Genomic DNA, 24,657 nt, shown 5'->3' with positions numbered 1-24,657 from the left:
CCGGCCCGGTCGGGACGACGATGTCCCGATCGGACGACTCGTCGGACGCGGTCCGCCTGGCGGCGGGAGTCTCCAGGTGGACGTTCGGTGAACCGGTCGATGGGCGGCGGCCCTCCGGTGCTGCCGGGGAATCCCGGTCCGGCCGCACCGGAGGAACCGCATTGCTCGTGCCGCCGGTCGCCCGGGGCACGACCTCCGGACCCGACCCGTACCGGCCACGGGGCGCAACCGTGGCCGACCCTCGCCGGTCGGCTCCGGAGGTGGTTCAGGCGGCGACCGGTGCCAGTGACGGCTCCACCTCGGCCCACGAGGAGCCCAGTTCTGCCGAACGGGTCACCGCGTCCAGCACCAGTTGCACCTGCAACGCCTCGTCGAACGAGGGCGACGGGTCGACCCCGGTCGCCACCGCCTCGATGAAGTCGCGCATCTGGTGGGTGAAGGAGTGCTCGTAGCCGATGATGTGTCCCGGCGGCCACCAGGCCGACAGGTACGGGTGCTCGGCCTCGGTCACCAGGATCCGGTTGAAACCCTGCTCGGCGGCGGGCCGGGTGGCGTCGAGGAACTCCAGTTCGTTGAGGCGTTCCAGGTCGAAGGCGACACTGCCCAGTGACCCGTTGATCTCCACGCGGAGGGCGTTCTTGCGTCCGGTGGCGAACCGGGTCGCCTCGTACGTGGCGAGCGCCCCGCCGTCCAGCCGGGCCACGAAGATCGCCGCGTCGTCGACGGTGACCGGACCGGTGGCGGCACCGGCCCCGTCGGCCTGCGCCGCCAACCCGCTCGACTCGGCCGGCAACGGCCGCTCCTTGACGAAGGTCTCGGTCACCGCGCTGACCCCGCTGATCAGCTGTCCGGTGACGTACTGGGTCAGGTCGATGATGTGCGCGCCGATGTCACCGAGCGCACCGGAGCCCGACACCTCCTTACGGAGCCGCCAGACCAGGGGGAACTGCGGGTCCACGATCCAGTCCTGCAGGTAGGTGGCCCGGACGTGCCGGATCTCGCCCAACCGCCCGTCGGCGACGAGCTGGCGCATCAGCGCCACCGCGGGCACCCGTCGGTAGTTGAAGCCGCACATCGACCGCGCTCCGCCGGCCCGGGCGGTGGCCGCCGCGGCGGCCATCTCCCGCGCCTCGGCGACCGTGTTGGCCAGTGGCTTCTCGCACAGCACGTGCTTGCCCGCGGCGAGCGCGGCCAGCGCGATCTCGGCGTGGCTGTCACCCGGTGTGCAGATGTCGACCACGTCGATGTCCGGGCGGTTCACCAACTCTCGCCAGTCCGTGGTGTGCTCCTGCCAGCCGAGCCGGTCGGCGGCCTCGGCCACCTTCGCGGAGTCCCGGCCGCAGATGAGCGCCATCCGGGCCCGCGCAGGCAGGTCGTACACCCGGTTCACGGTCCGCCACGCCTGGGAGTGCGCGGCGCCCATGAAGGCGTAGCCGACCATGCCGACCCGCAGTTCGTTCTCTTTCGTGGACAAGGTGGGTCTCCCCCCGTTGTGTCAGAACCCGAGCTTGAGGTAGTCGCTCGCGTTCTCCTTGGTGATCGTTTCGGAGGCGAGGACAATCTCCTTGGGAACCTGGAGTTCCACCAGGTCGGACATGCCCCGGCCCTGGCCGATGAGACGGGCCAGCGAGATGGCCGAGGACGCCATCGACGGGCTGTAGGTCACGGTGGCCTTGAGCACCGTGTTGTCGGCCAGGATGTCCTCCATCGCCTTCTTCGAGCCGGCGCCGCCGACCATGAAGAACTCGTTGCGGCTGGCCTGGCTGATCGCGGCCAGCACGCCGATGCCCTGGTCGTCGTCGTGGTTCCAGATGGCGTCGATCTTCGGCTCGGCCTGCAACAGCTGGCTCGCCTCCTGCTGACCGGAGTCAGCGGTGAACCGCGCCGCCCGGCGGTTCTTCACCTTCAGGCCGTGCTGGGCCAGGGTGTCGTTGAAGCCCTGCGTCCGCTCCTGGGTCAGCTCCAACTCGTCCATCCCGGCGATCTCGGCGATCACCGGGTTGCTCACGCCCTTGGCCTTGAGCTGCTCGGCGATGAAGGTGGCCGCCGAGACGCCCATGCCGTAGTTGTCGCCCTTGATCTGGAGCCGGTACGCCTTGGCGTCCGGGAAGGCCCGGTCCAGGTTGACCACCGGGATGCCGGCCGCCATCGCCTCCAGCCCGAACGAGTTCAGCTCCTTGCCGTCGTGCGGCAGCAGCACGATCACGTCGGGCGTCTGCGAGATCAGGGTGGCCAGTGCGGCCCGCTGGGCCGCCGCGTCCGCGCCGGCTTCGACGATCTTGAACTCCACGTCGGAGTACGCGGCGGCCTGCGCCTTGGCGTTGTTGGTGATCGCGGCGATCCAGCCGTGGTCGGCGGCCGGCGCGGAGAAGCCGATGGTCACCTGCTTGCCGGGCTCGGCGTTGGCGTTGCCGTCGGCCGCCTTGGTCTGCGCCTCGGTCGGTGCCTGCTCGTTGCTGGTGCAACCGGCGAGCAGTACGCCGGCGCCGACGGCCGCGCCCCCGAAGAGCAGCCGGCGCCGCGACATGTCGCGACTGTGCTGGGTCATGACGACCTCCTGGTTATCAAGTGGTGGGGATTTTGGGTGTACGGAGCCCGGCCACCGTCGGTTGCTCGGTGACCCGGATGCAGCGATGGTCAGCTCGTGGTGAGCCGGTTGCGACGGAAGAACTGGGACAGGGTGCCGAACTGGACCTGCTGGATCAGGACGGCGGCGACGATGATGCCGCCCTTGACCATGTTCTGCGCCTCGGTGGAGAGACCGTTGATGGCGAAGAGGTTGGTGATGGTGGCAAAGATGATCACACCGAGCAGGGAGCCGATGATGGTGCCCCGCCCGCCGCTGAGCAGCGTGCCTCCGATGATCACGGCGGCGATCGCGTCCAGCTCGTAGAGGTTCGCCATCGCCGCCTGGGCCGAGGTGGCTTGCGCGGTGAGCATGATGGCGGCGATGCCGCAGCACAGGCCGGACAGCGCGTACAGCAGCAGGGTGTGCAGCCGCACGTTGATGCCGGCCAGTCGGGCGGCCTCCGGGTTGCCGCCGACGGCGACCGTGCGCCGCCCGAAGGTGGTGCGGTTCAGCAGCACCCAGCCCGCGGCCACCACGGCGGCCAGGATGTAGACCAGCAGCGGAATGCCGAGCAGATCGGTGCTGGCGATGCCGTTGATGGTGCTGTTCTGCGAGATCTGGGTCTGCTTCTGCGAGATCTCGGCGGCCAACCCGCGCGCGGCGACCAGCATGGCCAGCGTCGCGATGAACGGCACCAGCCGCCCGTACGCGATGAGCGTCCCGTTGACCAGGCCGACCGCCACCCCGACGATGATCGCGGTGAAGATCATCCCGCCGGCGCCGAAGCTCTGGGTCGCCACCGTGGTGCACCAGACCCCGGCCAGCGCCACGATCGCGCCGACCGAGAGGTCGATGCCACCCCCGATGATCACGAAGGTCATCCCGACGGTGACCACGCCGACCACCGAGGCGAGCTTCAGGATGCTGAGCATGTTCGCCCAGACCCAGTCCGGGTTGGAGTACAGGTCCCAGCGGGTGGCGGCTCCGATCACGAAAAGTGCCAGCAGCACCCCGATCAGGGCGAGATTCCGCTTGGCGCCCTCACCGCCGTCGCCGTGCCACCAGGAGAGCCCGCCGGTGGGGCCCGCCACGGCGGCCGGCGCGGCGTGCCCCGCCGCCTCGGTCTCGGCCGGGTCCACCGGCGGCGACTGCGCCGGCAGCTTGGTCGTGGGCGGACTATCGGTCATGCCGCTGCGCCTTCCATCAGGGACCCCGCCATGACGAGGTCGAGCACCGTGGGTTCGTCGAGTTCGTCGGCGGGGGCGGTACGGACGACCCGTCCCTCCCGCATCACCAGCACCCGGTCGGCCAGGCCGAGCACCTCGGGCACCTCACTGGAGACCAGCAGCACACCGACACCCTGGGCCGCGAGCTGCCGGATCACCTGGTACAGCTCGGCCCGGGCACCGACGTCCACCCCCCGGGTGGGCTCGTCGAGCAGCAGCAGCTTCGTGTCGCCGAGCAGCCAACGACCGACCACCACCTTCTGCTGGTTGCCGCCGGAGAGCGTGCGTACCGCCCGGCGGACGTCGCGCGGGCGCATCTCCAGGCTCTCGGCGATCCGGTCGGCCTCCGCCCGCTCCCGACCCATGTCGGTGAACCCGAAGCGGGCGTAGCGAGCGAAGGTGGCGAGAGTGACGTTGCGGTAGATCGGCTCACCGAGCAGCAGCGCCTGGCTCTTGCGCTCCTCGGGAGCCATGCCCATGCCGGCCTTGACCGCCGCGCCGACGCTGCCGGGTCGCAGTGCCCGGCCGGCCATCCGCACCGAACCGGTCTCGGCCGCCCGCGCACCGTAGATCGTCTCCAGTAGTTCGGAGCGGCCGGAGCCGACCAGGCCCGCGATGCCGACGATCTCTCCCGCCCGGACGGTGAGTGACACGTCGGCGAACTCGCCGCTACGGGTCAACCCGTCGACCTGGAGCAGTTCGTCGCCGACCACGGTGTCGGCGGGACGGTCCGGGAAGACGTACTCGATGTCGCGGCCGGTCATCCGGGAGACCAGGTCGCTGGTCGGGGTCTCGCGGGCCGGCAGGTTCGCCGCCGTGGTCCGGCCGTCCTTGAGTACGGTCACCCGGTCGCCGATCTCGCGGATCTCCTCCAGCCGGTGGGAGATGTAGATGACCGCGATGCCCTGCGCGGTCAGCTCGCGGATGATCCGGAAGAGGTTCTCCACCTCGTCGTGGGCGAGCACCGCGCTCGGCTCGTCCATGATGATCAGCCGGGCCTCGTGGGACAGCGCCCGGGCCATGCTGACCACCTGCTTGCCCGCCGCCGGCAGGGCCCGCACCATCCGGCCCGGCGGGATCTCGGCGTGACCGAGCCGGCCGAGGATCTCGCGGGTACGGCTGGCCATGTGGCTCCGGCGGATGAAGCCGAGCCGGCGCGGCTCGTGCCCCAGGAAGGCGTTCTCCGCCACGGACAGATCCTCGACCAGGTCGAGTTCCTGGTAGATGGTGGCGATCCCGGCGCGCATCGCGGCCTGCGGGTTGGCGAAGGCGACCCGCCCGCCGCGCCACTCGACGTGCCCGGAGTCCTGCCGGTGCACCCCGGCGAGCACCTTGATCAGGGTGGACTTGCCGGCACCGTTCTGCCCGAGCAGGCAGTGCACCTCGCCCGCGCGTACCTCGAGTTGCACCCCGTCCAGTGCGCGTACGCCCGGGAAGGTCTTGACCACGTCGGTCAGGCGCAGCACCACCTCGCCGGTGGTCGTCTCGACCGGCGTGCCGCCGGTGCCGCTCACGGCGTCGTGCCCGGTCATGCCGCCTCCCCGAAGGCCAGGTCGCTGGCGAGTACCGCGGCGCCGGCCACGCCGGCCCGTGGGCCGAGTTCGGAGAGCACCACCGGCAGGTTGCCGGTGGCCAGCGGCAGCGACCGGCGGTACACGACACTGCGGATCTCGGCGAGCAGGATGTGCCCGAGTTGGGCGAGTCCACCGCCGATCACGATCATCGAGGGGTTGGTGAAGCTGACCAGTCCGGCGAGCACGCCGCCGACCCGTCGGCCGCCCTCGCGGATGAGCTGGATGCAGGTCACGTCCCCTTCGAGGGCCCCGGCGGCGACGTCGAGGGCGCTGACCTCACCGTTGGCCTCCAGCCGTTCGGCCAGGGCGGGTGAGGTGCCGGCACGCGCGGCGGCGACGGCGTCCTTGGCCAGGGCGGCGCCGCTGAAGAGTGCCTCCAGGCAGCCGGCGTTGCCGCAGGAGCAGATCGGCCCCTGGGGATCGACCTGGATGTGTCCGATGTCGCCGGCACACCCGTCGGTGCCCCGGTAGACGTCGCCGCTGAGGTAGATCCCGCAGCCGACACCAGTGCCGATCTTGACGAAGAGGAAGTCGTCGACCGAGTGGGCCACCCCGCCGTGCCGTTCGCCGATGGCCATGATGTTCACGTCGTTGTCGACCACCGCCGGGCAGCCGTGCTCGCGGGTGAGCAGCTCGCGGACGGGGAAGCGGTCCCAGCCGGGCATGATCGGCGGCGAGACCGGCACGCCGTCGCGGAAGCTGACCGGGCCGGGCACGCCGACGCCGACCGCGTCGAGTCGCTCGTAGACGCCGTCGACCCGGGCCTTGTGCAGCAGCTCGTTGACGCGCTGGAGGGTCGCCTTGGGGCCGGAGCGGATGTCGGCCGCCTCCGCGTACGCCGCCACCGGCTCCAGTCGGCCGTTGACGACCTCGACGTCGATCGAGCTGGCGCCCAGGTCGACGGCCGCGAAGCGCAGCTCCGGACTCAACTCGACAAGCGTCGACCGCCGCCCGCCCCGGGAGGCCGCCTTGCCCGCCTCCGCCACGTAGCCGAGGGCGACCAGCCGCTCCAACTCGGCGAGCAGTCGGGGCCGGGGCATCTCCAACCGGTCGGCGAGTTCGGCCCGTGACAGCGCTCCCTCGTCGCGTAACAACCGCAACAGCCGGACGTGCAGGGGGTCGGCGTTGGGCACGGGCTCACCTCTCCCACCGGGGTGTGCACATCGACGGACTGCCGATGTGTGGTGCCCGACACAGTAGGAGGCTTCGGCCTGCGCTGTCCAGACCTTAGGGCATTCTGACGGCAACTTTTGCCTGATCTAGCAAAAGTTTCGGCGTAAGGGAGCGACTAGTTAGGTGTGGATGCGCCCGAAAGATCACTGGGAAGGCGATTCACCACCCTTCGAGCGCAGCTTGCGGTCGTCGCGCAACTCAACATAGGGCTCTCGATCGACCGGTCGGAGGCCACCGCTTATCGCTCGCGCCCGGGCCAACTCGGCATCGAGTTCCGCGCCGAGCAGGATGGCGATGTTGCTCAGCCAGAGCCAGACCAGGAAGATGATCACCCCGGCGAGCGCGCCGTAGGTCTTGTTGTACGAGCCGAAGTTGCCGACGTAGAAGGCGAACAGGCCGGAGACCAGCAGCCACATCAGCACCGCCAGCAGCCCGCCGGGGCTCACCCAGCGGAAGCCGCCCTGGCGGGCGTTCGGAGACGCCCAGTAGAGGATGGCGAACATCAGGCTGACCAGGACCAGCAGCACCGGCCACTTGGCGATGTCCCACACCGTCACGGCCGTACGTCCCACCCCGAGGGCGGCGCCGACCTCCTCGGCGAAGCGGCCGGTGAAGACCACGATCACCGCACTGGCCAACAGCATCACGCCGATCACCGCGGTGACCCCCACCCGGATCGGCAGGGTCTTCCAGATCGGCCGCCCCTCCGGCACGTCGTAGATCGCGTTGGAGGCGCGCATGAAGGCGGCGACATAGCCGGAGGCCGACCAGAAGGCGGCGAGCAGACCGACGATCGCGGTCACACCGGCCAACCCCCCGTTCTGCGAGGCCTGTTCGATGGCGGTGTCGAGGATCTGGCGGATGTTCTGCTCGGGCACCGACTCCGCGACGGTGTCCCGTACCGTCCGGGTGGCCGACGGACCCAGCAGGCCCAGCAGCGAGACCAGCACCAGCAGGCCCGGGAAGATGGAGAGCACGCCGTAGTAGGTGAGCGCGGCGGCCCAGTCGGTCAGGCCGTCGTCGCGGAACTCGCGCACCGTCCGGCGCAGCGCCGCCACCCACTCGCCCCCCGACAGCCGGCCCGGATGTGCGGGCGGGTCAGGGTCGGCGTCCGACTCCGGCCGTTCGGGTGAGGGGCTGTCCGCGTCCGACTCGTCGCGCCGCACCTCGCGGGCGTGCTCGGCACCCGACTCGTCCCGCCGCACCTCGGGGACGGGGTCGGACCCCGGGTCACGCCGGTCTGGACGGGAAGACTCCTCGGAGGCCATCGCCCCTCCCCTCTGCTGCGCTCGCGGTGATCGTGCAGGACACATGCCCAGCCACCGACCGGAAGTAACCCACCCGAACCTGGCACGCGCGGCAGCTCGACCGTCGGCCGGGCTGGTCGCCTCGGCCGGTCCGCGACCGCCGGGCGAAGGTCGAACAGTCGGCATCGAGCCGTGGCCTCACTCTTGGGAAATGCACCGAACTCGCTTCCCGTCAGCGGGAGCCGGGGCGAATGTGATCACTGCGGAAATGGTCTCGTCATCGCCCGCCGGAGGTCGCCGACAGCCCGGCGATGCGCTCCGGGACGCACTCCGGCCGACCGCCCGAGGCCGCCGACCACGTCGCGACCCAGGCGGTTGGAGTCGATACCTACCGTAGTTCGATGCACGGAGCGTAATCACTTGAGTAGATTTTTTGCCTCGCCCAGCCCGCCACGTGGCGGTCGACAATGCGGCAAAACGGACTGCACCGTCACTTCGTCGGGCGCCCCGCATCGCCCCCATCGGCACGTCCAGGCCGATCATGAACACTATTCTTAATTGTTTCACTTCGAGTGACACGAAAGAATGTAAAGTCACCCAGCGAAGCGATGTTCGACAATGTCCCCCAACGCGGAGTCAATTCGCGTATCGTCCCCCCTCGTGTCGGCTATCCGATTCACCGAAGATTCCGGACCTCAGCATCACGGCGGGCACAGCCGAGTGGCGGAGGCGGAGGCGACCGCCCTGCGGACCGATCCGGCCCTGATCGATCCGACCGAACTCGCCGGCCGGTTCGAGGACGAGAAGCCGGGTCGGGTGTTGACCGGGCCGGTCGCCCTCGCCCTGACCGCGGCCACCCTGGCGATCGGCCTGCTCGCGCTCTGGCAGGTGTTCCGGCCGCTGGCGCAGGGCAGCAAGTACTACCTGATCTTCTTCCTGGCCGGCGTACTCCCGCTGGTCTTCCTCGCCTACCCGGCCGACCTGCGGCTGCCGCGCCGGCTGCGGGCGGTGCTCGCGGGTCGGCCCTCGGCTCCCGACGCGACCGCGACCGGCCGGTCCGGGCCCAGCCGGGTCGACTGGCTGCTGGCCGCCGCGGCGCTGGCCGGCTGCCTGTACCCGGTGCTGCCGATCGCCCTCGCTGGCGGTGGCGGCGGCTACGACGCCTTCCTCGACCGGCAGGGGCTGCTGGTCGGCCTGGACGTGGCGATGGGCACCGTCCTGCTGCTCCTGCTGCTGGAGGGCTGCCGGCGCACCACCGGCTGGATCCTGCCCGCCGTCTGTCTGGTCTTCCTCGGCTACGGCTACTACGGCGGGCTGCTGCCGCAGACCTGGGCGGTGGCGCACGCCGGGCTGGACTTCGGGCAACTGGTCGACGCCTTCTACAACTCCGACAGCGGCTTCTACGGCACCCCGCTGGACGTGGCCGCCACGTACATCGTGCTGTTCACCATCTACGGGGCGGTGCTCGACCTCTCCGGCGCCGGCCGGTTCTTCGTGAACCTCTCCGCCGCGGCGTTCCGGCGCTCGCGCACCGCCGCCGGTCGTACGGCGGTGGCCTCCGGATTCCTGCTCGGCACCGTCTCCGGCTCCGGGGCGGCCACCACCGTCAGCATCGGCGCGGTCACCTGGCCGATCCTGCGTCGCGCCGGGTACCCGCCGGAACGCGCCGGCGGGATGCTCGCCGCCGCCGGCGTGGGCGCCATCCTGTCCCCGCCGACGCTCGGCGCGGCGGCCTTCATCATCGCCGAGTACCTCGGCGTGTCCTACCTCCAGGTGCTCGGCTGGGCGATGGTGCCGACCATCCTCTACTACCTCGGCATCGTGCTCTCCGTGGAGATCGACGCACGTCGCTCCGGAGTGCGTCCGGCAACCCTCGCGGCCGGTTCCGCCTGGCGGCTGCTGGCCCGCTCCGGCTATCACTTCGCCTCCCTGTTCGCCATCGTCGGGCTGCTCGCCGTCGGGCTCTCGGCCACCCGGGCCGTGGTGCTGGCCACCCTCCTCGCGGTCGCCCTGTCCTTCCTGGACCGGGCACACCGGCTCACCCCCGCCCGACTGGTCGCCGCCCTCTCCACCGGCGTACGCGGAGTCCTCGCGGTCACCGTCGTCTGCGCGGCGGCCGGCGTCATCACCGCCACCACCACCAAGACCGGTCTCGGTCCGCAGGCCGCCGCGCTGCTGGTCGGCGCGGCGAGCGCGATCAGCTCCGAGCCCGCCGTGGTACTCGCGCTGACCGCGCTGCTCGCCGCCGTCGCGCTCAGCCTGCTCGGCCTGGCGGTCCCGGTGACCGCGTCGTTCGTGATCGGCTGGGTGATCATCGGACCGGCCCTGCTCGACCTCGGGGTCGGCGCGCCCGCCGCCGCCATGTTCGTCTTCTACTTCGCGGTGCTGTCCGAGGTGTCGCCGCCCACCGCGCTCGCCGCCGTCGCCGCCGCCGCGGTCACCGGCGGACGGTTGGTGCCGACCATGTGGCACACCCTGCGGTACGCGCTGCCCGCGTACCTGATCCCGCTGGCCTTCGTGGTCACCCCGACCGGCCTCGGCCTGCTCGGCATCGGCGGTCCCCGGCAGATCCTCGTCGCCACCGTCGTCACGGCCCTCGGTGTCGCGGTGCTGGCCGTCGCGGCCGGCGGCTGGCTGCCCGGCGTCGGCCCGGCGGGCGTGCCGGAACGGGTGATCGGCGTGGCCGCCGGCCTGACCCTGCTCTGGCTGCAACCCGTGCCCGCCGCGATCGGTGCCGTGCTGGCCGGCGTCATGACGGTGGGCGTGTTCGTACGTCGCGGATCCACCGGCCCCTCCGGTGGGACGCGAGCCGGATCACCGGCATGACCCAGGAAGGAGACAGTGTGGGACGGATCAACGCGCGGCTCGTGGCGGGGGTGGGAGCCCTCACCCTCGTCGCCGCCGGTTGCGGGGGCCGCCAGGGCGCCGCGGCCACCGACGACGCCGCGAGCGCCGTCACCTGCGAGGTGGCCGAGAACACCCGGGTGGGCATCGCCACCGGTAACGCCACCGGCGTCTACTACGTGGTCGGCAACGCCCTGGCCGGGCAGTTGTCCGACAGCACCGGCGGCCGGTTGACCGGCACCGCGGCCGAGACGGGAGCGTCGGTCCAGAACATCGAACAGCTCGTCGGTGGCCAGTACGACGTGGCCTTCTCGCTGTTCGACACCGCCGTCAACGCGGTGGAGGGCAAGGACAGCTTCAACGCACCGCAGCCGGTCGAGGCGCTGGCGCGGATCTACGACAACTACACCCAGGTGGTCGTCCGGGCCGACTCGGGAATCAACTCGGTGGCCGACATGCGCGGCAAGAAGATCTCGACCGGCTCCCCCAAATCCGGCACCGAGGTCATCGCGAACCGGCTGCTGGAGGCCGCCGGCCTGAACCCCGCCACGGACGTCCAGGCCCAGCGGCTCGACCTCACCAAGACCGTGGAGGGCGTCAAGGACGGCACCGTCGACGGCTTCTTCTGGTCCGGCGGCCTGCCCACCGGCGGCCTCACCGACCTGTTCACCACCGCCGGCGACAAGGTGAAATTCGTCGACGTCACGCCGCTGCTGCCCAAGATGAGCGAACTGAACCCCGCGTACCAGGCCGGCACGATCGGCAAGGACGTGTACTCCACGTCGGCGGACACCCCGACCATCGTGGTCCCGAACGTGCTGCTCGTCCGCAAGGACCTCGACGCCAACGTGGCCTGCGCCATCACCCGGACCGTGTTCGAGAAGAAGGACGCGCTGGCCCAGGCCAATCCCGCCGCCAACGGCATCGCCCTGGCCACCGCCCGCAAGACCGACCCGGTCGGTCTGCACCGGGGTGCGGCCAAGGCGTTGCAGGACCTCGGCGCGAGCTGACCGACGGCGGCCGGGCCGGTACCTCCCCTCCGGCCCGGCCGCCCCTACCTCGGGAGACCCCCGTGCCGCTGTCCTCGCTGGCCCGCGTACGCCGGCACAACCGTCCGTCCGGCCACACCGGCCGACTCTGGTCGGTGCGTACCCAACTGCTCGCACCGATCCTGATCGCCACCGCCGGCCTGCTCGTGCTGGGGGCCATCCAGACCGGTGACGCCCTGGCCGCCTCCACCGACGCCGAACGAGCCCGGGTGCTGGCCGGTACCGCCACCGCCACCGTCTCACTGGTGCACGAGCTGGAACGGGAACTCGGCGAGTCGGCGGCGCTGCGCCAGCGCGGCGGAACCTCCGGCCGCCAACTGGTCGACGCCCAGCGACGCCGGGTCGACGAGGCCAGCGAGCGCTACCAGAGTGCCAGCTCCGACGCTCGCCGTGCCGCGCCGGACCTCGGCCGCGACCTCGACGGCGTGACCGAACACCTCGACCAGCTCGACGAGGCCCGGATCGCCGCGCTCACCACCGACAATGCCGACGCGAGCTACGTGGCGCTCGTGGAGTCGCTGCTCGCCGTCGCCGACGCGCTGCCCGCCCAGCTACGCGACCCCGAGCTGGCCAACCGCGCCCGCGAGGTGGCGGCGGTCGCGGCCCAGGAACACCTGGCGTCGCTGGAACGTGACCTGCTCCGGGCCATCTTCGTGCGAGGTGAGCTGGTCGAGGGCGAACTCGTCCGGCTGGGCCGGCTACGCGGCGCGCAGGAGCAGCGGCAGGCCGAGTTCTCCCGGATCGCCGGGGAACGTGCCACTGACGCGTACACCCGTCTGATCGCCGGCAGCGACGTCTCCACCGCGCGGCGGATGCGCGACAGCGCGTTGAACGCCGACACCGAGCCGGCCGCGTTGGCCGCCGACGGCGACGCCTGGTACGTCGCCCAGAGCGGCGCCATCCGCCGGTTCAACCTGCTCGGCCGGGAACTCTCCGACGAGTTGGACCGGCGTGCCGCCGAGCTGGCCACGGCGGCCCGGCAACGGGCGCTGGTCACCGGCGGAGCCACCACCGGCCTGGCGCTGGTCTCGCTGACCGCCGCCGCGCTGCTGGCGGTCCGCACCAGCCGCCGGTTGCGCCGCCTGCGGGTGGCGGCGCTGACCATGGCACACCGGGAGCTGCCCGAGCGGATCACCGCCATCGCGGCCGGTGACAGTGCTCCGGCCGAGGGCACGGCCTCGCAGCTCACCGCGGGAATCAGCCGCGGGCGCGACGAGATCGCCCAGGTGGCCGAGGCGTTCGACACCGTCAACCGGGCCGCGCTGCGGCTCGCCGGTGCGCAGGCCGAGCTGCGGATGGACGTGACCCGGATGGTCGAGGCGCTGGCCCGGCGGATCCGTACCCTGATCACCCGACAGTTGCGGCTGCTCGACGAGTTCGAGCAGGAGGAGACCGATCCGGACGCGTTGGCCCGGCTCTTCGCCCTCGACCACCTCGCCGCCCGGATGCGGCGCAACGGGGAGAACCTGCTGGTCCTGGCCGGTGGCGAACCCGGACGCTCACAGGACGGTCCGCATCTGGTGGCCGACGTCGTACGCGGTGCCGCCTCCGAGATCGAGGAGTACGCCCGGGTCGAGATCGACGTGCCCACCGCCGGGGTGCACGGTTCGGCGGTGGGCAATCTGGTGCACCTGCTGGCCGAGCTGCTGGAGAACGCCACGTCGTACTCCCCGCCGCACACCCCCGTGCATGTGGACGGCCGACGCACCGTCGACGGGCTGACGCTGCGCGTACACGACCAGGGCATCGGCATCGGCGAGAACCGGCTGGCCGAGATCAACGAGAGGCTGCGCGCCCCGGCCGCGTTGTCCAGCGCGGCGGCCGGCAGCATGGGCCTGCACGTGGTCGCCCACCTGGCCGCCCGGCACGGCATCCTGGTGCGGCTGCACAGTGCCGGCGCCGGGACGGTGGCCCAGGTGGACGTGCCGGAGTCGCTGCTGACCAGGATGGAGCAGCTCACCGGCCGTCCGAACTCCGTCGGTCGGCCGGCTTCCCCGGCCGTCGGCGCCTGGTTCCGGCACCGGGGCGCTCCCGCCGAGGTCGGCGCCGCAGACCGGTCCGACGTGCATCGGGCCCCGACGATGACGTTGCCGGTGGTGGGCAACGGCGCGGCGGCCTGGTCACCCGAGCAGCCCGGTCAACCGCACTACCGGCCGCCCGGACAACCCGTCGGCGTCGCACCGAACGGGTCGGCCCCGTCGGCCAACGGTGCGTCGGCCTGGCGGCCCGGCGCCGCCCGTCCGGAGGAAGCAACCGCGGTTGGCCTGCCCCGGCGGGTACGCGGCGGCGGCCTTCAGTCCGAACTGCACGACATGCCGCCGCCGCAGGCCGCGCCGGACCTGCTCGACCCCGAGGTGGTACGGGCCCGGCTGTCCGCGCTCTCCGCCGGGGTGGCCCACGCGATGCGACGTAACCAGCAGACGAACGGGAGACCCTAGATGATGCCCAACGGCAGCCCCGGCCTCGACTGGCTTCTGGCGAACTTCGCCGAGCAGGTACCGGACGTGTCGCACGCCCTCGCCGTCTCCGGGGACGGGCTGCGGCTGGCGGCCTCGCCGCACCTCTCGACCGACCAGGCGGACCAGCTCGCCGCCGTGATCAGCGGCCTGGCCAGCCTGACCGTCGGCGCCGCCCGGCTGATGTCCGCCGGCCGGGTCCGACAGCAGATCGTGGACATGGACGGCGGTGTGCTGCTGGTGATGGCCGTCGGTGACCGCGCCCTGCTCGGCGTGCTCGCCGCCGCCGGATGCGACCTGGGCCAGATCGGGTACGAGACGGCGACGCTGGTCCAGCGGGTCGCCGAGGCGCTCGAACCGGCGGCCCGGACCTGGGCGGACCACCAATCCGGCGGGGTGCCGGCATGAGTCGGGGACGGCGGTTGGTGGCGATGCTGCTGGCGGTCGCGCTGGTCCCCGCCTGCGCCGCCGAGCGCACCCCGCAGGCTCGGCCGTGGCACGACGGGCGCATCTTCCTGGCCACCGGCAACACCACCGGGGTCTACTACCAGCTCGGCGGCGGCTACGCCGACGTCATCAGCCGCCACCTGCCCGGCTACGAGGCTCGGGCGGAACCGACCGGGGCCTCCGTCGAGAACATCACCCGGCTGGTCGACGGCGACATGGAGATCGCCTTCAGCCTCGCCGACACGGCGGCGGACGCCACCGCCGGCCGTGGCGCCTTCGACGGACGTCCGCAGCCGGTCCGGGCACTGGCCCGGGTCTACAGCAACTACACCCACGTGATCGTCCGAGCCGACGCGCAGATCGCCGACGTCGCGGGACTGCGCGGCAAACGTGTCTCCACCGGTTCGCCGAAGTCCGGCACCGACGTCATCGCCGGTCGGCTGCTCACCGCCGCCGGCCTCGACCCGGAGCGGGACGTACGCCGAGCCCGCCTGTCGTTGCCGGAGACGGTGGCCCGGATGCGCAGCGGCACCCTCGACGCGATGTTCTTCTCCGGCGGACTACCCACCCCGGGCATCGCCGACCTGCTCACCGGCGCACCGGGCCGGTTCCGGCTGCTGCCGGTCGCCGACCTGATCGAGCCGTTGACCACCACGCACGGCTCGGTCTACACCACCGCCGAACTGCCCGGCGACGCCTACGACACCCCCTCCGGCACCCCCACCGTCACGGTCGCCAACGTGATCCTGGTCAGCGCGGACATGCCCGACGACCTGGCGTACGACCTGACCCGCCTGCTCTTCACGTACCAGGCCGACCTGGCCGTGGCGCATCCCGAGGCCCGCAACTTCGACCGCGAGTCCGCCGCCACCACCGACCCCATCCCCCTGCACCCCGGCGCCGCCCGCTACTACCAGGTTGGCTGACCCACTCACCGCTGGCAGTCGCGATCTGTGGCGTCGGGTCGCCAGCCGGCGTCGACAAGGGCCCGCGCGGTGGTCGTGCGCGGCGGACGGCCGACCTGGAGATGCTCGGCAGGCAGGACCGATGTCCGGTGCACCACCACGGCGGCCATGTCGATCGGCAACTGGCGCAGGGTGCTCCGTCCGGCCCGACGGGATGCCGGCACGAGCACGTGCAGGGGCTCGGGTCGCAGACCGCGTACGCCCGCCTCGGTGGCTGCCGTGGCACCCGCGAGGACCGCACCCGCTCCGGCGGCGAGCACCGCCACCGACAACTGCTGATCACGGGCCAACCGGCCGTTGCCGGTCAGCAGCAGCCCGCGACTGATCGCCCGCCTAACGGAAACTGTCCAAGATTGACCATTTAGGACGGCCGCCGCAGAGGACCGGCCCAGGACTTGGCGGGGCGCCGGGCCGTGGGGGCGGTGGGACTACGGGTGTACGGGGAGGTGGGCGACGAAGGTGCGCCACGCGGTGGGCGGGAAGGCCAGCACCGGGCCGGTCGGATCCTTGGAGTCGCGCACAGCCACCAGACCAGGCAGGTTGTCGGCCACCTCCACGCAGTTGCCGCCCTGCCCGTTGCTGCGGGTGCTCTTGCGCCACCGGGCACCGGTCATGTCCATGTCTCCGCCACTTCCGCGATCAGGTCGAGGGACTGCTGCTGTGATAGTGCCTCACCTCGGATCGACTCCCAAACCTCGACCATCTGCCGGACGTGCTCGGCGCGGTCGACCACTTGGCCGTGGAGCTGACCCTCCTGGTAGACGACGTCCTCCCCGTGCGGCGGGGTGGCGATCACGAAGGGGCCGTTGATGCCGGGGTAGGCCCCGACGGATAGCGGCACGACCTGGATCCGGACCCGGGGCAGCGTCGAGCCGACCTTCACGAGATGCCGCAGTTGCTCGCCCATCACTTCGGCGTCGCCGATCCGGCGGCGCAGCACGTGCTCGTCCATGACGGCGGTGAACAGCGGCGGCCGGTCGCGCGTGAGCACACCCTGACGGTCCAACCGGGTCATCACCTGCTGCTCGATCTCGTCCGGGGCGAACAGGCCGCCGCTGGACAGCAGCGCGCGGGCGTACCCCTCGGTCTGCAACAGTCCCGGCACGCACAGCGGCTCGAACGACCGCAACGCGGTGGCCTCGGCCTCGATGCCGGGCCAGTCGCGGAACCACGGCACCACTGTCTCCCGGCTGATTCGGCGCTGGATGCGCTCGAACCGGCCGTCCCCGCCGAACACTGTGTCGCTGCGACGGGCGAAGTCCAGGCTGGGCCGGCGCTCGCCGGTCTCCACCTTGGCCACCAGCGCCGCCGAGTAGCTGAGCGCCTCGGCCAGGGCACCCTGTGACAGGCCAGCGCCGGCCCGCGCCAGCCGCAACTCCTCGGCGAAGTGTTCCAGCATGGACGAGCGCTCCACGGACACCCTCCGTACATCCTCGTACCGCCTGCGACCGGCCGTGGACGCGCTGGTCGTCACCGCGCCGGGTCTCCCACCGTAGTCGCGTCCTCACCAGACTGTCACGCAGCGGAACCGCTCACGGGAACGGACGGCGGGCGGAACCAGGCCGGGGCGCCGGCACACCCGACAGGCTGCCGGCGCCCCCTCCACCTCGACGGAGGCTTCATGCGAATGAGGTTCTGCGACGGTACGTCGTCGCGAAGCGGCGAGCCGGAGCAGCGCTGATGCCCCGCTACCGGCCGCATCTGGCGGCGCGCCCCTCGTGGCGGTGCCGGGTGTGCGGGGCCGCCTGGCCGTGCTCACCGGCCCGGCTGGCGCTGCTCGGCGAGTACCGGGGTAACCGAACCGGCCTGCTCATCTATCTCGGCACCATGATGTACGACGCGGCCGACGACCTCACCGGCCAACATCCGCCGGAGACCCTGGCCAACCGCTTCCTCACCTGGGCCCGCCCCCGCTGAGACGTGGTGCGGTGCAGTGCGCGGTGCGGAAAGCGTGGCACTTCTTGCGCTCGACACGCCGATGGGAGGCCGCCTGGAGTGCCACACTCTCCGCTACCCGCACCGCCCCCGCGGCAGGGCCGCGGGCTACTTGTAGAGCAGGCGGCTCATCCGGCGGGCGGCGATCAGCAGGCCGGCTGCCAGTACGGTGAGCAGGTAGAGCACGTCCAGTGTCCAACTCCAGCCGCCGGTGTCGACGGTCAGCGCACGGATCAGGTGCACCGCCCGGTAGAGCGGAGTCACCTCGACCAGCCACCGCAGCACCGTCGGGTATGCCTCGGCGGGCACGAAGGTGCCGGAGAACAGGAACAGGATGAACTGCGCGGAGCTCATCAGGTCGAAATCCTGCCAGCTGCGCATGAACGTGGAGATCGCCATGCCGAGCGCGCCGAACGCGAACCCGACGAGCACCGCCGCCGGGAAGGCGGCGAGCGCGCGGGCGGGCGCGGTCAGGTCCATCACCACCATCACCACGAGGAACGCGGCCGAGTACGCGCTGCCCCGCAGCATCGCCCAGGCCAGCTCGCCGAGGGCGATCTCGAACGGCTGCACCGGAGTGGCGATCACCCCGTCGTACAGCTTCATGTACTTCATCTTGCCGAAGAAGTTGAACGTGGTCTCCGCCAGCGCACCGGTCATCGCCGACGAGGCGAGCATGGCCGGGGCGACGAAGGCCGCGTACGTGACGACCGCACCGCTGGGCAACGTCAGGTCGCCGATCAGCGCACCCACTCCGACGCCGATGGACAGCAGGTAGAGCAGCGGCTCGACGAAACCGGAGATGAGCAGCAACCAGTAGACGGACCTCAGGGCGGCGACGTTCCGCTCGGTGACCGACGCGGACCGGCGCGAGGCGGCCGAGACGTCGACCAGCCGGGGCAGCACCAGAGCGACCATGACCTTCTCCTGTACGACGAGCTAGACGACGAGCCGGCGGGCGAGAACGCGGCGGGCGAGCAGCCATCCCCCGGCCGCCCAGACGGCCAGGTAGGCCAGGTGGCCGGCGATCGACCAGTACGGGGCGACGCCGAGCACCGCCGCCCGGCACAGGTCCACGGCGTGCCAGAGCGGCGTGGCGTAGGCCAACCAGCGCAGCGCCAGCGGCAGCGACTCGACCGGGAAGAACACCCCGGCGAACAGGGTCATCGGGATCACCGCGAAGCGGAACAGCATGGCGAGCCAGCTGTCCGAGTCGACCGAAGCCGCGTACGCGAAGGTCGGCGCGGCGACGGCCAGCGCGAGCAGCGCCGCCACCGGCACCGTCAGCACCGCCCACGGCGACCGCAGGGCCCCCAGCACGCCGGTCACCAGGAGGAACGCGATGACGGAGGTCAGCACCCGGAACAGCACGAACGCCAGGTGGCCGGCGAGGATGTCGCCCACCCGCAGCGGCGACGAGCGCTGCCCGAAGTAGATCTTCTGCCACTGGAGGTTGCCGAACACCGGCCACGTCGACTCGGCGATCGCCACCTGCAACGCCGTCGACGCGAGCAGCCCGCCGACGATCCACTCCAGGTAGGAGACGCCGCCGACACCCTGGTCGATGTACGACCCGACGCCCAGCCCGAACCCGAGCACGGTAAGCGTGGGCAGCAGGAAGGACGAGAAGGCGCCGGCCCGCCAGGTGCGCCGGTAACCCACCAGGTGGTATTCGAGCACCCGCAGCGCCGGCACCCGCGGCAGGGCGCGTCGGTCCCGGGTCAGTTGTGCCGTCACGGCAGCCCCTTCCAGCAAGTCCGGACTCAGTCGACGAGGGTGCGGCCGGTGAGGTGCAGGAAGACGTCCTCCAGGCTGCTGCGCCGGACCAGCACGTTGGCCGGGTGCAGGCCGAGCGCCGCGACCTCGGCCACCGCCGCGTCACCGTCGGACACGTAGACCAGGATCCGGTCGGGCAGCACCTCGACGCGCTCCCCCAGCGCGTCCAGCTTGCCGGCGAACGCCTCCTGCGACTCGGCGGCGAACCGCAGCTCGACCACCTCGCGGGTGGCATGCCGCTCGATGAGCGCCCGCGGCGACCCCTCGGCGACGATCCGGCCGCCGTCCATCACCACCAGCCGGTCGCAGAGCTGCTCGGCCTCGTCCATGTAGTGCGTGGTGAGCACCAGCGTGACGCCCTGCTGCTTGAGCCGGAACAGCCGTTCCCAGACCAGGTGCCGGGCCTGCGGGTCGAGACCGGTGGTCGGCTCGTCGAGCAGCACGATGTCCGGCTCGTTGACCAGCGCGCGGGCGATGGTGAGCCGCCGCTTCATGCCGCCGGAGAGCGGCTCGACCTTGCTGTCCGCCCGGTCGCCGAGCTGCACGAAGTCGAGCAGCTCGGTGGCCCGGGCCCGGGCCACCCGGCGTGGGATGCCGAAGTAGCGGGCGTACGTCGTCAGGTTCTCCCGGACGGTCAGCTCCGGGTCGAGGTTGTCCAGCTGCGGACAGACGCCGAGCCGTGCGCGGATGGCCGGCCCGTCGCGCACCGGATCCATGCCCAGGATGCGCAGCTCGCCGCCGCTGGGCGGCGAGGTGCAGCCGACCATCCGCATGGTGGACGACTTGCCGGCGCCGTTGGGCCCCAGGAAGCCGAACGCCTCACCGGCGCGGACCTCCACGTCGATGCCGTCGACGGCGGTGAAGCCGCCGAACCGCTTCACCAGCCCCTGTGCCTGAATCAATGGTCGCCCCGTGGTCACTCCCGGACCCTAAACACCCGGCCCGACACTTCCCACCCGATTACCCGTCGATCATGGAGTTGTGGCACCTAACAAAGCGGATAATTCCGCCCATTTCAAGTGCCACTAGTGCATGATCGACGCGCAGGGAAGGCGGGGCGCGGGGCTGTCAGAGGTCGGCGGGGGTGGTGGCGGTGCGGGCGGCGGCGACCAGGCGGTCGGTCTCGGCGAGGACGTCGGCGGCGTCGGTGGGGGTGCCGGGGTCGTAGTGGACCATCCAGGTCAGACCGTCGGTGCCGGGCACCCGGCGACCGACGACCCGGCCGGATCCGCCGGGCACGGCGTGGTGCTGGGTGTACGCGACCGAGCGGGTGACCCGGGTGCGTACCTGGTGCGGCAGGTCACCCGGATCGAGCAGCAGGTACCGCTCGGCCGGCAGCTCGGCGACCACCAGGTAGCCGTCCCGCTCGGCGACCCGCTCGCCCGGGGTCACGGTCAGCTCCCGGCCGGACCAGACGGCCTTGACGACGTCGTGCCAGCCGATCCGGTGCCCCCGGCCGGGCAGCCAGAGCCCGAGGTTGGTGGCGACCACCACCCCGTCGCCCTCGCCGTTGCCGGCCGCGGCCCAGGCCAGCACCCGCTCGTCGCGCTCCAGCGGTGGCCGGTCGGCCGGTGGCAGTTTCGGCCGGCGGCGGAACAGTGGCATCCCTACAACCCTCCCGCCGCCTGCTCGCGCAGGGCACGGGCGTGCTGCTCCAGCGAGAGCAGCTCACCGAAGGCGGCGAAGTACTCGTCCTTGTTGTTCACCGGATTGATCCGCTGGATCCGGGACTTCAGCTCCCGGATCCGTGCGGTGACCGACCCCCACTGCAACCGGGCCATGGTGATCGAGACGTAGCGGGGGTCCGGCTCGCCGTCGATCCGCAACGGTTCCACGGCCAGCTCACCGACCAGGGCCTGGGCGGCGAGATCGTCGCAGGCGTCGCGTACCGCTTCGATCCACACCGCGCCGCCGGCCGCCGACGCGACCCCGCCGGCCGCGGCGATCGCCGCCCGGACGGCCACGTGCACCGGGTGCCGGTAGTCGGCCGCCTCGACCGCGTCGAACATCGGCCCGGCCAGCACCGGCTCCTGGAGGGCCAGCTTCAACGCCTCCCGCTCCACCATCGACTGCGGGCTGTCCACACTCGGCTCGACCCGGGCGGGCCGGGCGGACGGACCGTCCGCCGGCCGTCCCGAGGCGGCGGTCAGCACCGCCCGCTGCACCGGCTCGATCTCCATGCCGAGGTCACCGGCGAGCTTGCGGACGTACTCCGGGCGCTTCTCCCGGTCCTTGAGCTTCGCCACCAGGGGCGCGGCGCGGCGCATCGCCTCGACCCGACCGTCGACCGTGTCCAGGTCGTACCGGCTGATCACGTGGCGCAGCGCGAAGTCGACGAGCGGCTCGCGGCGGGCGACCAGGTCGCGTACGGCCAGGTCGCCCTTTGCCAGTCGCAGCTCGCACGGGTCCATGTTGTCGGGGCTGACCGCGATGAAGGTACGCCCGACGAAACGCTGGTCGTCGTCGAAGGCGCGCAGCGCGGCCTTCTGCCCGGCCGCGTCCCCGTCGAAGGTGAAGATGATCTCGCCTGCGACGGCGTCGGTGTCCAGCAGCAGCCGGCGCAGCACGCCGATATGGTCGGCGCCGAACGCGGTGCCACAGGTCGCCACGGCGGTCGGTACGCCGGCCAGGTGGCAGGCCATCACGTCGGTGTAGCCCTCGACCACCACCACCCGTCCCTGCTTGGCGATCTCCCGTTTGGCCTGGTCGATGCCGTAGAGCACGTGGGACTTCTTGTAGATCGGTGTCTCGGGGGTGTTCAGGTACTTCGGGCCGTCGTCGTCGGCGAAGAGTTTGCGCGCACCGAAGCCGATCACGTCGCCGGTCAGGTCCCGGATCGGCCAGAGCAGCCGGCGGCGGAACCGGTCGATCAGGCTGCCCGAGCGGGCCGGGCGGGACAGCCCGGCGGTGACCAGTTCGTCGTGGCTGAAGCCACGCTGACGCAGGTGCTTGGTGAGCAGATCCCATCCGTCGGGGGCGAAGCCGCAGCCGTACCGCTGCGCGGCGGCCCGGTCGAAGCCGCGCTCGGCCAGGAACTCGCGGGCGGGACGCGCGCCGGCCGTGGCCAACTGCGCGCTGTAGAACTCGACGGCGGCGGCGTGCGCGGCGACCAACCGCTGCCGCTGCCCCTGCTGCGGACGGTTCGGTCGGGGTGCGGAACGGTCGTCCTCCACGTACCGCAGTTGCAGGCCGGCGCGGGCGGCGAGGCGCTCCACCGCCTCGACGAAGCTGAGATGCTCGGCGTCCATCAGGAACTTGATGGCGTCGCCACCGGCGCCGCAGCCGAAGCAGTACCAGACGTTGCGGGCGGGCGAGACGTTGAACGAGGGGCTCTTCTCGTCGTGGAACGGGCAGAGCCCCTTGAGGTTGCCGCCGCCGGCCGACCTGAGCGTCACGGTGTCGGAGATGATCTCGGCGATGGACGTACGCTCGCGGACCAGCGCGATGTCCTCGTCCCGGATCCGCCCCGCCATGCCGCCACCTCCTCGACCTACATCCTGCCCTGCCCGCCCGCGACGCGCGGAAGGGCCCCTTGGTGACGTCTCCGACGGCGGATGCACCCTTGCCGACACCGTCGACGCGGGGTGCGAACACCGACGCCGCGCCGTTCCGGCACAGCGGCGGAACGGCGCGGCGGGCGGGTAGGAACGGTCAGCGGGGGCGGCGACGCAGGTAGCGGCGTACCGGCGGCGGGTCCTCCTCCTCGTACGACCGGGCGGCGCGCACCGCGTCGGCCAGGCCGTGCGGGCGGGTACGTGCCGGGGCGGCCAGCAGCGGGTCGCGGGCCATGTCCTTGACCAGGGCCACGGCCAGCCCGAGCATCACCACCACGAACGGCAACGCCACCATGATGGTGGCCTGTTGCAGCGCGTCAAGTCCACCGACGAGCAGCAGCACGGCGGCGACCGCGCCGATCAGGATTCCCCAGCTGACCACGACCAGCCGGTGCGGGCGCAGCGCGCCCCGGGAGGTCAGCGAACCGAGCACCAGCGAGGCGGAGTCGGCGCTGGTGACGAAGTACAGCGCGATGAGCACCATGGCCAGCACGCCGGTCAGCGCCGCCAGCGGTAGCGCGTCGAGCAGACCGAACAGTGCCTGCTCGCTGCTGGTGGAGGCGTCCGCGACCAGGTCACGTACCCCGGTGGCCTGCACCCGCAGCGCGCTGCCACCCATGATCGCGAACCAGACGGCGCTGGCACCGCTGGGCACCAGGAGCACCCCGATCAGGAAGTGCCGCACGCTTCGGCCCCGGGAAATCCGGGCGATGAAGGTGCCGACGAACGGCGCCCAGGAGATCCACCACGCCCAGTAGAAGATCGTCCAGCCGCCCAGCCAGGCCGGGTCGGAGAACGCCCCGGTCCGGGTGGACATGAAGACGAGGTTGCTGAGGTAGTCGCCGATGGAGGCGGGCAGCACCTCAAGGGTGTAGATGGTCGGCCCGACCACGAAGACGAAGAGCATCAGCGCCACGGCCAGCACCACGTTCGTGGTGGACAGCCACTTGATGCCCCGGTGCAGGCCGGTGAAGGCGGAGATGACGAAGGCCAGCGTCAGCGCCCCGATCACCACCAGTTCCACCGCGGTGCTGTCCGGCACCCCGGCGACCAGGTCGAGGCCGGCGGCGACCTGGAGCGCGCCGAGCCCGAGGCTGGTGGCGGAGCCGAAGACGGTGGCGAAGACGGCCAGCAGGTCGATGACCTGGCCGACGGCGCCGTCGGCGCGGTCGCCGATGAGCGGCCGGAACGCCGCCGAGATCCGGTTCTGCCGGCCGCGACGGAACGTCGAGTACGCCAGCGCCAGCGCCACCACCGCGTAGATCGCCCACGGGTGCAGGGTCCAGTGGAAGAGGGTGAACTGCATGGCCGCCGACGCCGCCTGCCCGGTCTGCGGCTCGACGCCGGTCGCCGGTGGCGGTGTGGCGTAGTGCTGGATGGGCTCGGCCACGGCGAAGAAGACCAGGCCGATGCCCATGCCGGCGCTGAACATCATGGCGATCCAGGCCAGCGTGCTGAACTCCGGCTCGTCGTCGTCCCGGCCGAGGCGGATGCGACCGAACCGGGACAGCGCCAGCACCACCGCCAGCACCAGGAAGGCGTTTGCCGCCACCACGAAGAACCAGCCGAACGTGTCGATCACCCAGGCCAGACCCGATTCGCCGACGCTTGCCAGCGAGTCACGGGCCAGCGCCCCCCAGAGCACCACGGCGAGCACCCCGCCGACGCCCAGGCCGAGCACGATCGGGTCGATCGCGCTGCCCTTACCGCCCGGTTCGGCGGTCTTCTCGTCTACCTGCTCGCTCATGGTCACCCCTGACCATCCTCCCGTTCCCCTGCCGTCGTGCTCCGACATTCCGGTCAATCACCCCCGGAGAGCCGACTTTCGGCCGTTCAGAGGGC

21 protein-coding genes are annotated in these 24,657 nt (G+C 71.6%); 6 read left to right on the top strand and 15 right to left on the bottom strand.

What is annotated here, in order from left to right:
- Positions 1-265: 265 nt before the first annotated feature.
- The 6 genes from O3597_RS03865 to O3597_RS03840 form a co-directional block, all read right to left on the bottom strand.
- The gene (locus O3597_RS03865; RefSeq protein WP_164449464.1) at positions 266-1,474 is read right to left on the bottom strand and encodes a Gfo/Idh/MocA family oxidoreductase; all 1,209 of its coding nucleotides are present in this window, start codon (positions 1,472-1,474) and stop codon (positions 266-268) included.
- Between the two features lie 21 nt (positions 1,475-1,495).
- A complete protein-coding gene (locus O3597_RS03860) occupies positions 1,496-2,548 on the bottom strand; it encodes a substrate-binding domain-containing protein (protein WP_164449463.1) in 1,053 nt (350 codons plus the stop codon).
- Between the two features lie 89 nt (positions 2,549-2,637).
- Positions 2,638-3,756: an ABC transporter permease gene (locus O3597_RS03855; RefSeq protein WP_164449462.1), complete on the bottom strand. Its 1,119-nt coding sequence runs from the start codon at positions 3,754-3,756 to the stop codon at positions 2,638-2,640.
- Positions 3,753-5,327 (bottom strand): sugar ABC transporter ATP-binding protein, encoded by a 1,575-nt coding sequence (locus O3597_RS03850; protein ID WP_281603270.1) that lies wholly within the window; start codon positions 5,325-5,327, stop codon positions 3,753-3,755. Before O3597_RS03850 ends, O3597_RS03855 begins: the two co-directional genes overlap by 4 nt.
- Positions 5,324-6,502 carry an ROK family transcriptional regulator gene (locus O3597_RS03845; RefSeq protein WP_164449460.1) on the bottom strand — a complete coding sequence of 393 codons (1,179 nt, stop codon included), beginning with the start codon at positions 6,500-6,502 and terminating at the stop codon, positions 5,324-5,326. Before O3597_RS03845 ends, O3597_RS03850 begins: the two co-directional genes overlap by 4 nt.
- A gap of 183 nt (positions 6,503-6,685) precedes the next feature.
- Positions 6,686-7,747: a YihY/virulence factor BrkB family protein gene (locus O3597_RS03840; RefSeq protein ID WP_348650328.1), complete on the bottom strand. Its 1,062-nt coding sequence runs from the start codon at positions 7,745-7,747 to the stop codon at positions 6,686-6,688.
- A 762-nt stretch (positions 7,748-8,509) separates the two neighbouring features.
- Here O3597_RS03840 and O3597_RS03835 point away from each other — a divergent pair.
- From O3597_RS03835 to O3597_RS03815, 5 genes are all read left to right on the top strand, one after another.
- Positions 8,510-10,615: a TRAP transporter fused permease subunit gene (locus O3597_RS03835; protein ID WP_281603269.1), complete on the top strand. Its 2,106-nt coding sequence runs from the start codon at positions 8,510-8,512 to the stop codon at positions 10,613-10,615.
- Entirely contained in the window at positions 10,612-11,643 is a 1,032-nt protein-coding gene (locus O3597_RS03830; protein WP_281603268.1) for a TAXI family TRAP transporter solute-binding subunit, read from the top strand. The genes O3597_RS03835 and O3597_RS03830 overlap by 4 nt, the downstream gene beginning before the upstream one ends.
- Positions 11,644-11,705: 62 nt before the next feature.
- Entirely contained in the window at positions 11,706-14,120 is a 2,415-nt protein-coding gene (locus O3597_RS03825) for a nitrate- and nitrite sensing domain-containing protein (RefSeq protein WP_281603267.1), read from the top strand.
- Complete coding sequence (locus O3597_RS03820) at positions 14,121-14,546, top strand: roadblock/LC7 domain-containing protein (protein ID WP_235945082.1); 426 nt, start codon at positions 14,121-14,123, stop codon at positions 14,544-14,546.
- Entirely contained in the window at positions 14,543-15,511 is a 969-nt protein-coding gene (locus O3597_RS03815; RefSeq protein ID WP_281603266.1) for a TAXI family TRAP transporter solute-binding subunit, read from the top strand. The genes O3597_RS03820 and O3597_RS03815 overlap by 4 nt, the downstream gene beginning before the upstream one ends.
- Positions 15,512-15,516: 5 nt before the next feature.
- Here the strand turns inward: O3597_RS03815 and O3597_RS03810 are convergent, their stop codons facing one another.
- The 3 genes from O3597_RS03810 to O3597_RS03800 all read right to left on the bottom strand — a co-directional run bounded on the left by O3597_RS03810 (position 15,517) and on the right by O3597_RS03800 (position 16,964).
- A complete protein-coding gene (locus tag O3597_RS03810) occupies positions 15,517-15,840 on the bottom strand; it encodes a hypothetical protein (RefSeq protein WP_281603265.1) in 324 nt (107 codons plus the stop codon).
- Positions 15,841-15,978: 138 nt separating this feature from the next.
- Positions 15,979-16,170 carry a DUF397 domain-containing protein gene (locus tag O3597_RS03805; RefSeq protein WP_269737741.1) on the bottom strand — a complete coding sequence of 64 codons (192 nt, stop codon included), beginning with the start codon at positions 16,168-16,170 and terminating at the stop codon, positions 15,979-15,981.
- Entirely contained in the window at positions 16,161-16,964 is an 804-nt protein-coding gene (locus tag O3597_RS03800) for a helix-turn-helix transcriptional regulator (RefSeq protein WP_281603264.1), read from the bottom strand. Before O3597_RS03800 ends, O3597_RS03805 begins: the two co-directional genes overlap by 10 nt.
- 266 nt (positions 16,965-17,230) lie before the next feature.
- Between O3597_RS03800 and O3597_RS03795 the strand changes: the two genes are divergently transcribed.
- Complete coding sequence (locus O3597_RS03795; protein WP_281603263.1) at positions 17,231-17,467, top strand: flavin reductase; 237 nt, start codon at positions 17,231-17,233, stop codon at positions 17,465-17,467.
- 126 nt (positions 17,468-17,593) lie between these two features.
- Here O3597_RS03795 and O3597_RS03790 read toward each other — a convergent pair whose 3' ends face one another.
- The 6 genes from O3597_RS03790 to O3597_RS03765 form a co-directional block, all read right to left on the bottom strand.
- A complete protein-coding gene (locus tag O3597_RS03790) occupies positions 17,594-18,403 on the bottom strand; it encodes an ABC transporter permease (RefSeq protein ID WP_281603262.1) in 810 nt (269 codons plus the stop codon).
- A 21-nt stretch (positions 18,404-18,424) separates the two neighbouring features.
- Positions 18,425-19,222, bottom strand: a complete 798-nt coding sequence (locus tag O3597_RS03785) for an ABC transporter permease (protein WP_281603261.1) — start codon at positions 19,220-19,222, stop codon at positions 18,425-18,427.
- 26 nt (positions 19,223-19,248) lie between these two features.
- Positions 19,249-20,181: an ABC transporter ATP-binding protein gene (locus tag O3597_RS03780; protein ID WP_281603260.1), complete on the bottom strand. Its 933-nt coding sequence runs from the start codon at positions 20,179-20,181 to the stop codon at positions 19,249-19,251.
- A 148-nt stretch (positions 20,182-20,329) separates the two neighbouring features.
- Positions 20,330-20,866 carry a hypothetical protein gene (locus tag O3597_RS03775; protein WP_164449451.1) on the bottom strand — a complete coding sequence of 179 codons (537 nt, stop codon included), beginning with the start codon at positions 20,864-20,866 and terminating at the stop codon, positions 20,330-20,332.
- A gap of 2 nt (positions 20,867-20,868) precedes the next feature.
- The gene (gene dnaG, locus O3597_RS03770) at positions 20,869-22,734 is read right to left on the bottom strand and encodes a DNA primase (protein ID WP_281603259.1); all 1,866 of its coding nucleotides are present in this window, start codon (positions 22,732-22,734) and stop codon (positions 20,869-20,871) included.
- A gap of 178 nt (positions 22,735-22,912) precedes the next feature.
- Positions 22,913-24,562, bottom strand: coding sequence for a BCCT family transporter (locus tag O3597_RS03765; protein ID WP_164449450.1), 1,650 nt, complete (start codon positions 24,560-24,562; stop codon positions 22,913-22,915).
- Positions 24,563-24,657: the final 95 nt, after the last annotated feature.

It is taken from the genome of Verrucosispora sp. WMMA2044 (assembly GCF_027497155.1).
Taxonomy (GTDB): domain Bacteria; phylum Actinomycetota; class Actinomycetes; order Mycobacteriales; family Micromonosporaceae; genus Micromonospora; species Micromonospora palythoicola.
The sequence above is the reverse complement of the archived record's forward strand: the minus strand, read 5'-3'. Positions and strand labels throughout refer to the sequence as shown.

What these genes read in the sequence shown, in the direction of transcription:
- O3597_RS03860 (WP_164449463.1), bottom strand. Translation starts at nt 2,548, where the DNA reads ATGACCCAGCACAGTCGCGACATGTCGCGGCGCCGGCTGCTCTTCGGG.
- O3597_RS03855 (WP_164449462.1), bottom strand. Translation starts at nt 3,756, where the DNA reads ATGACCGATAGTCCGCCCACGACCAAGCTGCCGGCGCAGTCGCCGCCG.
- O3597_RS03850 (WP_281603270.1), bottom strand. Translation starts at nt 5,327, where the DNA reads ATGACCGGGCACGACGCCGTGAGCGGCACCGGCGGCACGCCGGTCGAG.
- O3597_RS03830 (WP_281603268.1), top strand. Translation starts at nt 10,612, where the DNA reads ATGACCCAGGAAGGAGACAGTGTGGGACGGATCAACGCGCGGCTCGTG.
- O3597_RS03820 (WP_235945082.1), top strand. Translation starts at nt 14,121, where the DNA reads ATGATGCCCAACGGCAGCCCCGGCCTCGACTGGCTTCTGGCGAACTTC.
- O3597_RS03815 (WP_281603266.1), top strand. Translation starts at nt 14,543, where the DNA reads ATGAGTCGGGGACGGCGGTTGGTGGCGATGCTGCTGGCGGTCGCGCTG.
- O3597_RS03805 (WP_269737741.1), bottom strand. Translation starts at nt 16,170, where the DNA reads ATGGACATGACCGGTGCCCGGTGGCGCAAGAGCACCCGCAGCAACGGG.
- O3597_RS03795 (WP_281603263.1), top strand. Translation starts at nt 17,231, where the DNA reads ATGCCCCGCTACCGGCCGCATCTGGCGGCGCGCCCCTCGTGGCGGTGC.
- O3597_RS03790 (WP_281603262.1), bottom strand. Translation starts at nt 18,403, where the DNA reads ATGGTCGCTCTGGTGCTGCCCCGGCTGGTCGACGTCTCGGCCGCCTCG.
- O3597_RS03775 (WP_164449451.1), bottom strand. Translation starts at nt 20,866, where the DNA reads ATGCCACTGTTCCGCCGCCGGCCGAAACTGCCACCGGCCGACCGGCCA.
- dnaG (WP_281603259.1), bottom strand. Translation starts at nt 22,734, where the DNA reads ATGGCGGGGCGGATCCGGGACGAGGACATCGCGCTGGTCCGCGAGCGT.
- O3597_RS03765 (WP_164449450.1), bottom strand. Translation starts at nt 24,562, where the DNA reads ATGAGCGAGCAGGTAGACGAGAAGACCGCCGAACCGGGCGGTAAGGGC.